Source organism: Chloroflexus islandicus, assembly GCF_001650695.1.
Taxonomy (GTDB): domain Bacteria; phylum Chloroflexota; class Chloroflexia; order Chloroflexales; family Chloroflexaceae; genus Chloroflexus; species Chloroflexus islandicus.
The window spans coordinates 1-14,792 of sequence record NZ_LWQS01000061.1 but is presented as its reverse complement, the minus strand read 5'-3'; the positions used below and the strand labels follow the sequence as shown (position 1 = coordinate 14,792).

At 60.3% G+C, this 14,792-nt stretch carries 12 protein-coding genes and 1 tRNA gene; 9 read left to right on the top strand and 4 right to left on the bottom strand.

Annotated features, from left to right (window positions below; all coding sequences use genetic code 11):
• Positions 1-91 precede the first annotated feature (91 nt).
• Both A6A03_RS12310 and A6A03_RS12305 read left to right on the top strand, forming a co-directional pair.
• On the top strand, positions 92-1,402 hold the full coding sequence (locus tag A6A03_RS12310; protein WP_066788659.1) for a DUF5010 domain-containing protein: 1,311 nt from the start codon (positions 92-94) through the stop codon (positions 1,400-1,402).
• A gap of 107 nt (positions 1,403-1,509) precedes the next feature.
• Positions 1,510-1,827 carry a helix-turn-helix transcriptional regulator gene (locus A6A03_RS12305; protein ID WP_066788656.1) on the top strand — a complete coding sequence of 106 codons (318 nt, stop codon included), beginning with the start codon at positions 1,510-1,512 and terminating at the stop codon, positions 1,825-1,827.
• A 46-nt stretch (positions 1,828-1,873) separates the two neighbouring features.
• On the opposite strand, the gene A6A03_RS12300 is transcribed toward A6A03_RS12305, so the two are convergent.
• Together A6A03_RS12300 and trxA are read right to left on the bottom strand one after the other, a co-directional pair.
• Complete coding sequence (locus tag A6A03_RS12300; RefSeq protein ID WP_066788655.1) at positions 1,874-2,152, bottom strand: metal-sensitive transcriptional regulator; 279 nt, start codon at positions 2,150-2,152, stop codon at positions 1,874-1,876.
• Positions 2,153-2,193: 41 nt separating this feature from the next.
• Complete coding sequence (gene trxA, locus A6A03_RS12295; protein WP_066788653.1) at positions 2,194-2,526, bottom strand: thioredoxin; 333 nt, start codon at positions 2,524-2,526, stop codon at positions 2,194-2,196.
• A gap of 219 nt (positions 2,527-2,745) precedes the next feature.
• On the opposite strand from trxA, the gene A6A03_RS12290 reads away from it, so the two are divergent.
• A complete protein-coding gene (locus tag A6A03_RS12290; protein WP_066788645.1) occupies positions 2,746-3,477 on the top strand; it encodes a metal-dependent hydrolase in 732 nt (243 codons plus the stop codon).
• Between the two features lie 102 nt (positions 3,478-3,579).
• Complete coding sequence (locus A6A03_RS12285; protein WP_066788643.1) at positions 3,580-4,836, top strand: serine hydroxymethyltransferase; 1,257 nt, start codon at positions 3,580-3,582, stop codon at positions 4,834-4,836.
• Positions 4,837-4,874: 38 nt separating this feature from the next.
• On the opposite strand, the gene A6A03_RS12280 is transcribed toward A6A03_RS12285, so the two are convergent.
• Entirely contained in the window at positions 4,875-6,257 is a 1,383-nt protein-coding gene (locus A6A03_RS12280) for a peptidase MA family metallohydrolase (protein ID WP_245668973.1), read from the bottom strand.
• A gap of 153 nt (positions 6,258-6,410) precedes the next feature.
• Here A6A03_RS12280 and A6A03_RS12275 point away from each other — a divergent pair, with 153 nt between their 5' ends.
• Entirely contained in the window at positions 6,411-7,604 is a 1,194-nt protein-coding gene (locus A6A03_RS12275; RefSeq protein ID WP_066788637.1) for a DUF3095 domain-containing protein, read from the top strand.
• Here the strand turns inward: A6A03_RS12275 and ppk1 are convergent.
• Entirely contained in the window at positions 7,588-9,690 is a 2,103-nt protein-coding gene (gene ppk1, locus A6A03_RS12270; RefSeq protein WP_066788628.1) for a polyphosphate kinase 1, read from the bottom strand. The genes A6A03_RS12275 and ppk1 overlap by 17 nt on opposite strands.
• Before the next feature lie 204 nt (positions 9,691-9,894).
• Here ppk1 and A6A03_RS12265 point away from each other — a divergent pair.
• The 4 genes from A6A03_RS12265 to A6A03_RS12250 all read left to right on the top strand — a co-directional run bounded on the left by A6A03_RS12265 (position 9,895) and on the right by A6A03_RS12250 (position 14,558).
• Positions 9,895-9,971 (top strand) — tRNA-Val (locus A6A03_RS12265).
• A gap of 94 nt (positions 9,972-10,065) precedes the next feature.
• Positions 10,066-11,304, top strand: a complete 1,239-nt coding sequence (locus tag A6A03_RS12260; RefSeq protein WP_066788626.1) for an MFS transporter — start codon at positions 10,066-10,068, stop codon at positions 11,302-11,304.
• A 150-nt stretch (positions 11,305-11,454) separates the two neighbouring features.
• Positions 11,455-11,742: a hypothetical protein gene (locus A6A03_RS12255; RefSeq protein ID WP_066788624.1), complete on the top strand. Its 288-nt coding sequence runs from the start codon at positions 11,455-11,457 to the stop codon at positions 11,740-11,742.
• Positions 11,743-12,113: 371 nt separating this feature from the next.
• Positions 12,114-14,558 (top strand): flippase activity-associated protein Agl23, encoded by a 2,445-nt coding sequence (locus A6A03_RS12250; protein WP_066788615.1) that lies wholly within the window; start codon positions 12,114-12,116, stop codon positions 14,556-14,558.
• Positions 14,559-14,792: the final 234 nt, after the last annotated feature.

Here is a 14,792-nt window from a genome sequence, read left to right as displayed (position 1 = left end):
CCGGCAGCCACGGCGCGGGCATCGTGCTCGCGCCGTGGTTGTGTTTGGGCAGCCCGCCGGCTAGTGCTTGATCGTGCTATACTGCCAGTGTATGGATACGATCAAGACGCTACTGGTGCGTATACAATTGTTTTTCGCGGTTGCACTGCTCGTCACCGTCGCTGCTTGTAGCCCGCCGCGCGCCGCCGAACCTACGCCGGCACCGCCAGTCTCCGCATCGCCAAGCGATGCTAGGCCAACGCTACCAGCGCCCGCAGCAACCCCAGCGCCTTCACCGCCAAGCGGAACCGGGCCGGCCCAGCCGGCGGCGACCATAGTTCCCCCAACGCCGGTACGGCGCGGGCCGCCGCTCGGTACTTTCTTTTTCTATTGGTACAACTGCCCGCAACAAGAGTGTAACGCTGACCAACTGCGCGCCGTCCCTCCCGGGTGGTTGACGCCGCTGCCCGATGATCCCGATCCGCGTGATGGCCTGAGCTATTCCTCGTATAACTACGACTGGTACGAGGAAGAGCTGCGCACAATGGCCGCCACCGGGATTGATATCGTCTTTCCGGTGAGTTGGGGCGATCATCCACATCCATGGTTTCAACAAGACCGCATCAACTTGCTGGTGCAAGCGAATGGCGTGTTAGCGCGGCCCTTGCAAATCGGGATGTTCCTTGATACCACGGCCCAGCAAGGCATGTACCAAGAGTTTATGGGCAATGGCTACCGGTTTGGCCCGAACGTGCCCCGCTTGCCGCTCAGTGACCCACGCAGCGGCTATTTCTTCTATAATCTGCACATTCGCGATTTCTTTCAGCGGGTGCCGCGCGAAATGTGGGCCACGATCGATGGCCGCCCGATTATCATCACCTATACTGCGCTGTGTTGTGATAATCTCGAATTGAGCGGCGCGCTGTGGCGCGCGGTCAAAGATGCCTTTCGCGCCGATTTTGGCGTCGAACCGTGGCTGATCCTCGAAGAGACGTGGCTTAACCCGCAGGCGCTGACCCCGCCAGCGGGGTTGCCGAGCAGCGCCGAAGCGGCGGATGGCGTCTATCGTTGGGGGACGGCGCTGGTAGGGCCGTATACCGGCGAGCTGCGCGGGTTCAAGGTGAGTAGCGCCGGGCCGGGGTTTGATAACTCGCGCATTCCGGGGGTCAGCGACCCGCGGGTGCAGCCGCGTGATGAACCTCCCGGCGGCGGGCCAGTTGCTCCCGGCGCCTTCCTGCGCGCCAGCCTCGCCGCCATCCCGCCTGATACCGATCTGGTGTTGATCGAAACGTGGAATGAATGGCCGGAAAATACCGCCGTGGCGCCAGCGGCGTATACCGACCGTGATGGTCGCCCCTTGCCGCCCGATTTCTACCTGCACATCATTCGCGAATGGCGGGCAACCTTTGGGCCAGCGCCGTGAAGTCGCTCACTAGTGGGGTGTGTATCCTTCCCCTCGCTTGTAATCAATAACGCTGGTACAATATTATGAAACGAGGATGTGCGGTATACGTCTAGAAAGCCGATCGTATGAGTTGGACATTCTTGACCAACCATGCGCAGGTCTTGCTCTGTATTGCCCGCAACCCGCGGGTGACAGCGCACGACATTGCGCAGACGGTTGGGATTACCGAGCGGGCCGTGCAGCGCATCTTGCACGATCTGCATGAGGCTGGCTATATTTCACATGTGCGCGAGGGCCGGCATAACCGGTACACCATCTATCCCGATCAACCCTTGCGCCATCCGGCCCAGCAAGGGTTGGCAGTACGCGATTTACTGGCTATCTTGCTCAACGGGAAAGCGACGGAAACCGGTGAAGTAGCAACCGCAATCGGTTCTGAATAGCATCCGCCGGGAGTGAGCTGCTCGCTCACCCCCGGCGGATAGCAGGCTAACACACGTCTTTAAACAATTCGATCAACTCGTTGATCGTTTCGGCGCGGCAACGTTCGCTATCGCTCAGGCAATTTTGCGCATAGCATTCGAGCACAACGCTATTGGCGCTGGCCAATGCCTGCCGGATGGCCGCGATCTGGTGGACAATATCGCGGCAGTCGCGGCCTTCTTCCACCATACGCTGAATGCCGCGCACTTGGCCTTCGATGCGCCGCAAACGGCGCACCAGTTCGTCGCGCCGTTCGGGTGCTAATGGATGACCACCGGCGTTCATAGGCTGTGTACCTGCCGGGTCGGGCGTTGGTGGCGGAGTGCTCACGCCATTGCCAGCACTTTATCAAAGATCTCGCGATACATCGCTTCCGGGCGTGCGCCAATCAACCGTCCGACTTCTTTGCCATTCTTAAAGATGACCAGCGTCGGAATGCCCTGAATGCCGAGCTGGGAAGCATAGCGGACATTATCGTCGGTGTTGACCTTGGCGATGGTGAGCCGGCCTTCGTACTCGTTGGCCAGCTTGTCAAGGATGGGGGCGATGACACGGCATGGCCCGCACCACGGCGCCCAAAAATCGACCACGACCGGCGTGCTCGATTGCAAGACCTTCTCGGCAAAATCGGAATCGTTTACTACGATGGGCTTAGCCATTGGTTCTATCCTCCTCAATCATGCGTGAGCGGCGGTTGGTTCACCGCAGTGCGGGTGGTACATATACCCCCCGGGGGTATACTATACCCGGCACTGGGCCAGTTGTCAAGAGGATGATGCTCTGTGTTATACTGAAGGCGCGATCAGCACCAAGCCGGGTTTCCATAGATCTCATCGGCCCGTAAGAAGTTCGTGTTTTGTGACCGGAAGGAGGCAACCTTGGCAACGCTAGGGCGTGATGTCACCATTACATTTATTGGTCATGGCACCTTCCATCTGACGACGCCGGAGGGCCGCAATATCTTGATCGATGCGTGGGTTGACGGCAACCCGGTCTGTCCGGAGCCGTTGAAGGCGCGGGTGCGCGAGAACTTGGCGGCGATCTTTATTACCCACGGCCACTTCGATCACATCGGGGATGTCGTCGATTTGGCGCGCGAAACCGGGGCCACGGTGGTGTGCCAGTACGATATGGTGCCGTACTTTGAAGGTGAGGGCATCCCGGCGGCGCAATTGGTTGGGTTCAATAAAGGCGGCACGGTGACGGTGGCCGATGTGCGCGCGACAATGACGACGGCCCACCATTCCAGCACCATCTACGAAAACGGCCAAATCATCAATCTGGGTACGGCAGCCGGTTATGTTTTGCGCTTCAGCAACGGCTTTACGATCTATCACACCGGCGATACCTGCGTGACCATGGATATGCAGATCATCGGCGATCTGTATCGCCCCGATCTGGTCATCCTGCCGATTGGCGATCACTTTACGATGGATCCGCGCCAAGCAGCGTATGCGCTGAAGTTGATCGGCGCCAAGTATGCGATCCCCGAACATTACGGCACCTTCCCGATCCTCGCTGGGACGCCGGAAGCGTTGGCTGAGCACTGCCGCGAGTTTGGCGTGACGACCGAGATCATCACGTTGAAACCCGGTGAGTCGGTGAGTTAAGCAAGCAGCGATGGCGGCATGTTCGTTCTGTTTGCCGGTTTGCGCCGGTGAACAGAACGGCTTTTTCGCTTTTGAACAGTACTACCACAGGGAGAGGAAACGATGCTCGAACATTTGCGCGCAACCGATCCGATTATTGCCGACTTGATCGAGCGCGAAGCGCAACGCCAGCGCCAAGGTCTTGAGCTGATCGCCAGCGAGAACTATACCAGCCTTGCGGTAATGGAGGCGCAGGGTTCAGTGTTGACCAACAAGTATGCCGAAGGTTTGCCCGGACGGCGCTACTACGGCGGCTGCGAATTTGTCGATGCGATCGAGCAGCTTGCCATTGATCGCGCCTGCCAGTTGTTTGGCACGACGCACGCCAATGTCCAGCCGCACAGCGGCGCGCAAGCCAATATCGCGGTGTTCACCGCTCTGTTGCAACCCGGTGATACCATTCTCGGCATGCGGCTTGACCACGGTGGCCACCTCACCCACGGCAGTCCAGTCAATTTTTCCGGCAAGTGGTATAACGTGCAGTTCTACGGCGTCGATCCGCAGAGCGGCCAGATCGACTACGACGATTTAGCCGCCAAAGCGCGCGCGATCCGGCCCAAGCTGATTACGTCGGGTGCGAGCGCCTACCCGCGCATCATCGATTTTGCCCGCATGCGCCAGATCGCCGATGAGGTCGGCGCATTGTTGATGGCTGATATTGCCCATATCGCCGGGTTGGTGGCGGCTGGCGAGCATCCGTCGCCGGTGGGGCATGCCCATATCATCACTACCACCACCCACAAGACGTTGCGCGGCCCGCGCGGCGGTCTCATCCTGATGGGGGAAGAGTTTGCCAAGCAGATTAATTCCAGCGTCTTTCCGGGGACGCAGGGCGGGCCGCTGATGCACGTGATTGCTGGCAAAGCGGTTGCCTTCGGCGAGGCGCTCCGGCCTGATTTCAAGCAGTACGCCGCTCAGATCCGGCTCAATGCACGGGCACTGGCGGAAGGGTTGCGTGGGCAAGGGTTGACGTTGGTGAGTGGCGGCACTGATAATCACCTGATGCTGGTCGATTTGCGGAGCACCGGCTTGACCGGCGCGCAGGCGCAGCGAGCATTGGATAAAGCGGCGATTACGGTCAACAAGAATGCCATTCCCGACGATCCGCAGCCACCGATGAAGACGAGCGGCATCCGGATCGGAACGCCGGCGGTGACGACGCGCGGTATGCGCGAGAGTGAGATGGCGCAGATTGCGGCGTGGATCGGCGAGGTGCTGATGTACCCCGACGACGACGCGCGGTTGGCGCGGATTGCGTCCGAGGTGGCTGACATGTGCCGCCATTTCCCAGTGCCTGCCGATATGGTGCAGGTGCGGTAACATTCTACTGGATGGCGGGCCGCACATCGTGCGGCCCCTTACCACGCTTCCGGCGCCGGCCACAATTGGCGACCGATCAACCGGATCGCTAGCCCAGCCGCGCCAAGGAAGAGCAGAGCGGCGGCGAGGGTGCGCTGCTGTTCAGCGAGACTGCGGCGCAGCGCTAATGCGTTATCGCGCCGCACCTCATCACCCAAAGCGGCGAACTCACGTGCAGCCGCTTCAGCGTTCGCCTGCGCGCCGAAGATGTCGAACCGGCGGGCTTGGGCATCGGCCCGGCGCAGCGCCTCACCGGCTTGCAACCCGCGCGCCACCCGCGCCCGATATTCGGCAAGCACGGTTGCTTGGCGGTTGTCATTGATCTCGCGGTAGGCTTGCTCGGCTTGTCCGATCAGCCGCTCGGCCTGTTCATATTCGCCATTGAGCAACGCAGTGCGGGCGGCTTCAGTTAATTGATTAGCGCGCTGCCCGATTTGGGCCCGCGCTTGCAGCGCCGCGATACGGTTTTGCGTTTCGGCATCGGCAATGGCGTCAAGGCGTTCGAGTTCACGCAAAGCGCGATCATAATCGCCAGCGGCGAGCAAGGCCTGTGCCGGCGCAAGATCGATCACTGCTGGCGGAAGAGCAGCCGGTTCGAGCTGCAAGAAGGCGGGCAGCCATGCCCGCCATTCGCTTTCGAGGGTGGTGGCTGAGACGCCATAGATGGCCGCCATCGCCGAACGGTAGCCGCTGCTTTGGGGTAATGCGGTAAGCAATCGGCGAAACTGCTCGAAGCCGTCACGCTCGATCAAAAAGGTAACGATAGACCACGTTTGCGGGTAGCTCAATTCGGGTTGGCCATAGATCGCGTCACGGTCATCTAACACGGCCCACGTCCACAACTCCCCGCGCTGGGTGAGATCGCGCAGAATAGCGATTTTGTCGTCGCGATCCGGCCCCGGCAATTCCATATACTGCGCAATCCCCTCTTGCAAACCGACATTCAAACGGCCATTACTGAGCTCGGCGGCGAAGATATGGGTCAACTCGTGGCGCAAGTTGTTGATCTGCGCCGTCTCACTCTGGCGGCGCGCCCGCTCGACAATTACCACCACTTCGCGGCGACGAAAATCGGCGTGGGCAATCACGCCGGGGACATTGCGCGCGGCGGGGTTGGCGGTGAAGTAGGATTCGCTGGTGGGGTAGAGGCGTAAGGTCAGCGGCGTGGTTGGTTGAAAAGCGAACGTGGTGCTTAACTCGTTATACAATGTATCGATAATAAGCGCGTATTCGCCGGCGATCGCCTCATCTTCAGGCGCGTAGACGAGGCGGAAATAGGCCGTGCTTTGCTCGATCCACGTTGGTTGAGCCAGCGCCACGCCGCCAGCCAGCCATGCGCACAGTGCTGCCAGCGTGATCAGCCAGAGCCGTAATCTGATCATAATCTTTTCAGTAAGGCAATCCATGACAAAGGTAGTGTACCATGGTCAGAGGGGATATGCTAGGACAGCGCTGGCGGAAGTGAGATCCTGCCTCGCCGCCGCTGGTGATCGGGCCAAGATAACGAACTGGATTGCCATACTAGCTAAACGTCTATGACAACATCCTTTTTCTCACAACTGCCACTCTTGACCAAGTTCAGTGATATTGCCGATTTGACCGCGTATCAGCCGTTGCCGGATGATTGGACGGTGATCGTGTGCGATGTGCGCGGATCGACGCGCGCGGTGGCCGAAGGCCGGTATAAAGAGGTGAACATGGCCGGGGCCGCCACGATCACCGCGGCGCTGAATGTGGCCGGCGGGATCGAGATTCCGTTTGTCTTTGGCGGCGATGGCGCCTCGCTGGCAGTGCCGCCGGAATTGACTGAGTCGACGCTACGGGCGCTAAGTGCGGTCAGCGGCTTGGCCCAGCAAGCGTTTAACCTTGAGCTGCGGGTGGGGGCCGTGCCGGCCAACGCGATCGTGCAAGCCGGCTATCAGGTGTTAGTCGGGAGGCTGGCGCTGAACCAACAGGTGGCGCAGGCGGTGTTCAGCGGCGGCGGGATGAGCTATGCCGAGCGGCTAGTGAAAGACGAAGAGACGGCGGCAGAGGTATTAGTCGCTCCCGGCAATCCTGACGAAGCGAACCTGAGCGGGCTCGAGTGCCGTTGGAACACCATCCCGCCGGCGCACGGCGCGGCCTTGTGCCTGCTTGTGCAAGTCTTGCCGCAGGCTAATCCGGCTTCTACCATGGCCGTGTACCGGATGGTGATCGACGCGATTGAGCACATCTACGGCGGCGATCAGGCCTACCATCCGTTGCACTATTCGCGGATGCAAGCCAGCGCCAAGCCGGTTGCGCTCTGGCCAGAGGCGCGGTTGCGCGGCGGTGTGGGCCGGATGGCGCAACTAGCGTATTGGGCGCAGATTTATGGCCTCAATTTAGGGGTGCGTGGGTACCGTTGGTTCCAAGAGTTACTCGGCGAAGATCCATGGTGGGATCGCTACCGGCAGCACGTAGTGACCGCAGCCGACTATCGCAAGTACGATGATGTGCTGCGCATGATCATTTCGGGTGATGACGAGCAGCACGCACAATTGCTGGCGTGGCTTGAGTCGCGCGCCGCGGCGGGTGAGCTCGTGTTCGGTGCGCACCGCTCGCCGGAGGTGATGCTCACCTGCGTGGTCTTCGAGCGGATGGGGCGCCAAATCCACTTTGTTGACGGCGCTGACGGTGGCTTTACCTTGGCCGCGCTTGATCTCAAACAGCGGCTGCGGCAGATGGCGCTGGTCAGCAGCCGGGAATAATCCGGGCCGGGTCTTGGCTATCGATCACCTCGTGGCCATTGGGAGTCACCCGCACATACCGGCCATCGGGTTGCAGCTCGCGAGCGCGCAAATTATCGGCCAGATAGGTCGTCAACAACGTCTCGGTGACGTAGTGCATCGCCGCCGGATCGGTCAGCGGGAACAGCTCCTCGACGCGGCGATCGAGGTTGCGTTCCATCATATCGGCGCTGCCGATATAAATCTTGGGTTTGCCACCGTGGTAGAAATAGTAGATCCGGCTGTGTTCGAGATAAGGGCCGACAATCGAGCGCACCCGGATGTTGTCGGAGAGACCAGACACTTGCGGGCGGAGCGAGCACATCCCGCGCACGATCAGATCGATCTGGACGCCGGCCTGCGAGGCGGCGTAAAGGGCATCGATGATCTTGCGATCGACCAATGCGTTCATCTTAAAGATAATCCGGCCATTGCCGTGCAAGCGGTGGAGTGCGATCTCCTCTTCGATCAGCTCGGTTATGCGCCGGCGCAGATTGACCGGGGCGACCAAGAGGGTGCGGTACTCCTTCTGCCGGCTATACGCGGTCAAATAATTGAACAGATCAACCACATCGGCAGCAATTTCGGGCCGGCAGGTGAGCAGACCGAGGTCGGTATAGACCCGTGCCGTCACCGCGTTGTAATTGCCGGTGCCGAGATGGACATAACACCGGATGCCGTCGCTCTCTTGGCGCACGACCATTGCTAGTTTGGCATGGACTTTGAGGCCGACCAAGCCATACACGACATGCACGCCGGCCCGTTCCATTGCCCGCGCCCACGTAATATTGTTCTCTTCGTCGAAGCGGGCTTTGAGTTCAACCACCACCGTCACCTGTTTGCCCTGCTCGCGGGCATGCATCAGCGCCTGCACGATGGGCGAATTGCGCCCCACGCGGTACAGGGTCTGCTTAATCGCCAGCACATTTGGGTCTTCGGCGGCGGCCTGAATAAAATCGATAATCGGCGTAAACGAATGGTACGGATGGTGGAGCAAAATATCATTCTGCCGGATGGTATCGAAGATATTATTCCCATTCTTCAACACCGCCGGCAGCCGCGGCATATACGGCGGATCCTTCAGATCAGGCCGGTCGAGGCGCGTCAATTGCATCAAATCGCTCAAGCCAAGCGGCCCGCGCACCGAATAGATATCTTCGGGGCCGACTTTGAGGTTAGCGGCCAGCAACTGGCAAATGCGTTCGGGCATCCCATCATCAACCGCTAGCCGCACCACCTCGCCGAAGCGCCGTTGGCGCAACCCCTGCTCGATGGTTGCCAGCAAGTCATCGGCCTCGTCCTCTTCAATTTCGACATCGGCGTTGCGGGTAACGCGGAAGGGATAGACCTCAACCACATTCATGCCGGGGAAGAGCTGTTCGAGATGGTCGGCAATCACCTGTTCGAGCCAGACGAAGCAGTGGCAGCGTCCGGGTGGAATCTCACCCTTAGGCGGGCAGAGTTCGGCGGGCAAGGGGATCAGGCGCGGCAAGACTTCGGGCACCTTGATGCGGGCGAAGAGCTCGCCTTTCGCCTGATCGCGGATCACTACCGCCAGATTGAGGCTCAGATTGGAAATGAACGGGAAAGGCCGGCTCGAGTCGAACGCCAACGGCGTCAGCACCGGGAAGATCTGGCGGCGGAAATAATCGGCGACCCATGCCCGTTGGGCCTCATTCAGGGTGACGGTATTCAGGATTGAAATACCCTGTTCGTGCAGCGCCGGAAGCAGATCGTTCAGCAGCAGATCGCGCTCTTGTTCAAGAATCGGCAACAGGGCGCGGCGAATAGCGCTCAACTGCTCGCTGGGGGTTTGGCCGTCGGGGGAACGTTTCTGGACACCGGCGCGGATCTGTTGCTTGATCCCGCTAACCCGGATCATAAAAAACTCGTCGAGGTTAGAGGCAAAAATCGCCAGAAACTTCACCCGTTCGAGCAGCGGGTTGCGCGGATCCATCGCCTCTTCGAGCACCCGGCGGTTAAACTCGATCAGGCTTAATTCACGATTGAAATAGCGTGACTCAATGACTGGCTGCACATCGGGCAGCGGTGCTGATTGAACCGTCATAGGCGTGACCGTAAACGATAAGAAACCCGTTGGCTGCACAGACGCTTACCGGCGGGGGTGAAGCGTGACATCGGGCTGATGATGAAGCGAACGAGCGGCAGATGATCGTTCGATGAATGGCAACAGCTCTGTATGGGCATAGTATAGCCGGGATGGGCGATTTGCACAAACTGGCCAGATGTGCTATACTCTTCGCCAGAACGCGGGCGATTAGCTCAGTTGGTTAGAGCGCATCGTTCACACCGATGAGGTCACTGGTTCGAGTCCAGTATCGCCCACCACCCCACCTGCGCGGCCACGTGGCCGCGCACTGATTTTCACGCCGATCGAGGATCGCTCGCCGCGGATTGTGAGCCGATCAAAGGCAGCAGCAGCATGCGACCGCTCATCTCGCGCGCCGAGTTGCGCGCGCTGGTACGCCCAACCGATGTCACCGAACGCAATATTCGCAACGTGCTGATCGATGGGATTGGGGTTGGGATCGTCACCGGCGTGAGCGTGTTTTTGCCCGTCTTTTTAGCCCGGTTGGGTGCATCGAGCTTGCTAGTTGGCCTGATTACCTCGTTGCCGGCGCTGGCCGGCGCGCTGTTTGCCTTGCCGATCGGGCGGTTTCTCGAACGGCAGCGCAACGTTGTGGTCTGGTATTCGGGCATGCGGTTCTGGGTGCTGGCCTCGTATGCGGTCTTCGGCCTCTTGCCGTTTGTGCTGCCGCTGGAAGCAGTGCCGTGGACGATTATCATCATCTGGGCGCTGGTGACGATTCCCTCGACCTTTGTCAATGTCGCGTTTACGATTGTGATGGGCGGGGTGGCTGGGCCGCAGCGCCGTTACGCACTCATGAGCATGCGCTGGTCGATGCTGGGCTTGGCGACGGCGGTGACAGTAGCGCTGATCGGTGGCGTGCTGGATCAGATGCCCTTTCCGCTCAACTATCAAGTGGTCTTTATCGGCTCGGTTGCCGGCGGACTGCTGAGCTTTTTCTTTTCGCGGGCGATTACGTTGCCCGATCGGGCACCCACCGCGACCCAGCGTGGTGACAATTCGTTGCTTGTGGCGCTGAAACAGGCGCCGCCAGCGTTTATGAACTATGCGTGGAGCGCGTTTGTGTTCCGTAGCGGCGTGGCGATGGCAATCCCGCTGCTGCCGCTCTACTACGTGCGTGAGACCGGTCTCAACGATAGCTGGATCGGCCTGATCAGCATGGTTGGCAATGGCGTGTTGTTGGTCGCTTACGCAGTCTGGTCGGCGGCAGCGCCACGGTTGGGTAATAGCGGCGTCTTGCTGGCGAGCAGCCTCGGCATGGCGTTGTATCCGTTTGGGGTGGCGCTGACCGATGCGCCGTGGTTGCTGGCTTTGCTGGCCGGCTTGGTAACGTTCTGCGTCGCCGGCAATGATCTGGTCAATTTCGATCTCGTGCTAAGCACCATCCCCGCTGAGCGGCAGGCGACGTATGTAGGGCTATTTCAAACCTTGCAAAACCTTGCCCTGTTTGTGATGCCGCTGGTGGCGACGCTCTTCGCTGACATGATCGGGATTGTGCCGATGTTGGTGGTGGCCGGCGTGATCCGGTTGCTGGGGGTAGCATTGTTTGCGTGGCTGCGAGTAGGGAAGTAGGGAGTGGGGAAGGTAGATAGAGTGCGAGAGTTGATGGCTGGAAGGAGGTTATGGTTCGTTTCATTCCCACTTCCTTGATGCTTTGCATCTTGTATCGTGCATTGATCCTCCGAAATAGCGACTACATATTGATAACCATGTAACATCACTATGGCACAACCATCACTTCGCACCATTTCCGTCATCCGGCGCGGGTATGGCCGGCGGTATACCGATTTGCCGGTTGATGAGCTGAGCCAGCAGCGGATTGTGATTGATTGCGCTGGCGGCTATTTGCGCCCGGCGTTGATCGATTTGCGGCAAGGCGATACGGTCTATTGGCGCGAGCAAGAACGCTACGTGAGCGGGCAGATCAGCCATGTGCGGCGCGATGATCAGCGGGTGATCGCGGTCTTGAAGGATGTGCAGGTGATGCCAGAGGACTTTTTTCCGTATTGAGGCTATTCTCCGGTTGTCATTGCGAGCCGCCGGAGGCGGCGAAGCAATCTCCTGCTGAGGCGGGAAGAGTCAGTTGAGCCATAGGTTCCGCTGAAGGGGGAGATTGCTTCGGGGGCTACGCCCCCTCGCAATGACATACGGAAAGGCGGAAGAGGACGGTTGAGCCATGGGTTTCGCTGAAGGGGGAGATTGCTGCGGGGGCTGCGCCCCCTCGCAATGACATACGGAAAGGCGCCCCCTCGCAATGATATAGGTGCCTGTACCATCTTGGACTTCAATGAGAAACCGCTATTGAAACGCTTGCCCTGCGCCTAGCGTTCGTGTACAATGCCTGCGATTTAGGATAAACAGATCACGGCGCGCTGAAAGCTATGTCGATGCCTGAAGCCGTTGCACGGCGCTGGACTCCTACAGTTGAACAGGTGGCCTATGCGATCATCGCGGTGCTCGCGATTGTGAGCCGGTTGTGGGCATTGGGTGATCGCGCCTTGCACCACGATGAGACGCTACACGCCGCGTATTCGTGGTATCTCTTCAGCGGGCGCGGCTATATGCACGACCCGCTCTTGCACGGGCCGCTCCTGTACCATCTTGGCGCGTTGACGTTTTTTCTCTTTGGCGATAATGATACGACCGCGCGACTCAGCGCGGCTTTGTTTAGTATTGCCCTTACCCTCAGCCCGATCTTGCTGCGACCGGTGATTGGGCGACCGGCGGCGCTGATCGCGAGCATCTACCTGCTAATCTCGCCAGTGGCGCTCTATGTGGGGCGCTTTTTTCGGCACGACATTTACTCGGTGCTCTTTGAGATACTGGTGTTGGCGGCGATTGTGCGCTACGCCGCCGATCCGCGCCCGCGCTGGCTCTATCTGGGTGCGGCGGCGTTAGCGTTGATGTTGACCAATCAAGAGACAACCTACCTCTACATCTTGATCATGGCGGCGCCGCTGGCGGCGATCTTCTGCTGGCGCGTGTTCCGGCCGGGGTTGGCGATTATTGGCGGGTTGGGGCTGGCGCTGGCGCTGCTGATCTTTGTGTTGCCCGGCACCGCAGTTGTGGATGGGGGGCACCATGCTCAGCGTGACGCGAATGGCGCAATTGTGGTTGATCGTCCGGGGCCGATCTTCGGCTGGCCGCCGCTAGAAACGGAAGATAACGGGTATGCGCTATTAGTGCGCAACCGGTCGGATAGCGACGGTGGGCGCTCGGTGTGGGAAAATGGCGCGCGCTATCTGGCTGACATTGGCCGGTTTGTGAACCATCCGGCCATTATCAGCGCGTTGATCCTGCTCACTGGCGGGTTAGCGCTGCTGATTTGGCTTATCTGGGGCCAGCCCGGCGTGGGCGGCGCCACTCCGTGGGAAAGAGCACTAGAACGCGGCGATCCGGCGGCGATGGTAGCAGCGAGTCTGGCGGCGGATCGGCGCTGGCAAGTGGCGTTGGCTATCGCCGGCGCGATCTATGCGCTGCTGTTCACGGCCATGTTTACCAACCTGCTTGGCCTCATTTCGGGGGTGGCCGGTTCGTTGCTCTATTGGTTGGCGCAACATAATGTGCAGCGTGGCAGCCAACCCGGCCATTACTATGCCGTGATTCTCGCTACGTACGAGCCGTTGCTGCTGTTAGGCGCGGCTGCCGGTTTGCCGTTGGCGATCCAAGCGGTGCGCCGGCGCTGGCCGGAAGCGTTTGCCATTGGTTTGATTGCGTGGTGGTCGGTAGCTGCGTTTGGGATCTATACGTGGGCCGGTGAGAAGATGCCATGGCTCACAATTCATATCACGCTGCCGTTGACCCTGTTGTTTGCATGGACGGTGGCGAAACTGGTGGCGCTGGCGCAAGCGCAGGCAGCGCGTTGGCAAGTGGCATGGGAGGAGGCAGCGACACCGGCGGCAACCGAGGCGGCGGTGCCGGTAGACACGGCTGGCGCTGGTGATCTGGCGCCTGCGCCTGCCGGCGGCTGGCGCTGGCTGGATGAATGGCGTCCGGGAGCGTTGGGCTTGCCCAAGGGATCGTTGCTCAGTTTTGGCTTGCTGTTCGGCTTGATCATCAGTCTGGGATTTCTGCTGCTCTTAATTACAGTGGCTGCCGGCCCGGCCTCGCCGATCCAGCCGTGGATGGCGGTTCTGTTCACGCTGACTCTGTTCACCTTGCTGGTGATCGGGGCCGGGTTGCGCTGGAGCTGGACGGTGACGGCGGCGCTGGTGGCGATCTGTCTGTCGGTGGCAATTGGACTATATACGGTGCGCGGCAGTGTGCGGCTGGCCTATCAGACCGGCGACGTGGCCCGCGAGATGATGGTCTATACCCAGACTTCGCCTGATGTGATGCGGGTGATCCGGCGGTTGGAAGAAGCGGCGATGCGGCGCGGCGGCGGCACGCGCTTGCCGGTGATGTACGATAACGAGACGGTGTGGCTCTGGTATTTGCGCGATTGGCCGGGAGCGATCGCGGTGCCGGGAGGTCGCTTGAACGGGCCGCCGGCTGAAGACGTGCAGGCGGTGCTGCTCTTGCAAGAGAACCTCGACCGCTATCCCGAAAATCGGGCGTACTTGGAAGGCTTTGTGATTCAGCGTTATCCGTTGCGCTGGTGGTTCCCCGAAGATCAAGCGTACCGGTTGAATGGCAGCTCGCTGCTCGACCGGCTGTTGCGGAATCCGTTTGATTACGAAACGGAGGCGCAATTGTGGCGTTACTTGATGTTTCGCCAGCCGCCGGCAGGGTTGGGTTCGACTGATTTTGTGATTGCGGTGCGCCCGGAATTGGCGCGGCAGATTGGGGTGGGGTTGGGCGGATCGCTGCGGATGCCGGAGCGGTAGGGGAAGGGCACAGCGGCGCTGTGCCCGTACGGGAGAGAGCTGGATAGGCAGGCGGGCTGGCAGCCCGCGCTCCGGCGAGGTGACAGGGCGGGCTGGCAGCCCGCGCTCCGAGGGTAAGAACAGGCGGGCTGGCAGCCCGCGCTCCGAGGGGCAGCGAAGGCGGGCGAGCGGCCCGCGCTCCGAGGGGAGGAACAGGCGGGCGAGCGGCCCGCGCTCCGAGGGGAGGAACAGGCG

Coding starts and splice junctions, on each gene's coding strand:
- ppk1 (WP_066788628.1), bottom strand. CDS start 9,690: ATGACGGTTCAATCAGCACCGCTGCCCGATGTGCAGCCAGTCATTGAG.
- A6A03_RS12305 (WP_066788656.1), top strand. CDS start 1,510: ATGAGTTGGACATTCTTGACCAACCATGCGCAGGTCTTGCTCTGTATT.
- A6A03_RS12255 (WP_066788624.1), top strand. CDS start 11,455: ATGGCACAACCATCACTTCGCACCATTTCCGTCATCCGGCGCGGGTAT.
- A6A03_RS12275 (WP_066788637.1), top strand. CDS start 6,411: ATGACAACATCCTTTTTCTCACAACTGCCACTCTTGACCAAGTTCAGT.
- A6A03_RS12260 (WP_066788626.1), top strand. CDS start 10,066: ATGCGACCGCTCATCTCGCGCGCCGAGTTGCGCGCGCTGGTACGCCCA.
- A6A03_RS12250 (WP_066788615.1), top strand. CDS start 12,114: ATGTCGATGCCTGAAGCCGTTGCACGGCGCTGGACTCCTACAGTTGAA.
- trxA (WP_066788653.1), bottom strand. CDS start 2,526: ATGGCTAAGCCCATCGTAGTAAACGATTCCGATTTTGCCGAGAAGGTC.
- A6A03_RS12310 (WP_066788659.1), top strand. CDS start 92: ATGGATACGATCAAGACGCTACTGGTGCGTATACAATTGTTTTTCGCG.
- A6A03_RS12285 (WP_066788643.1), top strand. CDS start 3,580: ATGCTCGAACATTTGCGCGCAACCGATCCGATTATTGCCGACTTGATC.
- A6A03_RS12300 (WP_066788655.1), bottom strand. CDS start 2,152: ATGAACGCCGGTGGTCATCCATTAGCACCCGAACGGCGCGACGAACTG.
- A6A03_RS12280 (WP_245668973.1), bottom strand. CDS start 6,257: ATGATCAGATTACGGCTCTGGCTGATCACGCTGGCAGCACTGTGCGCA.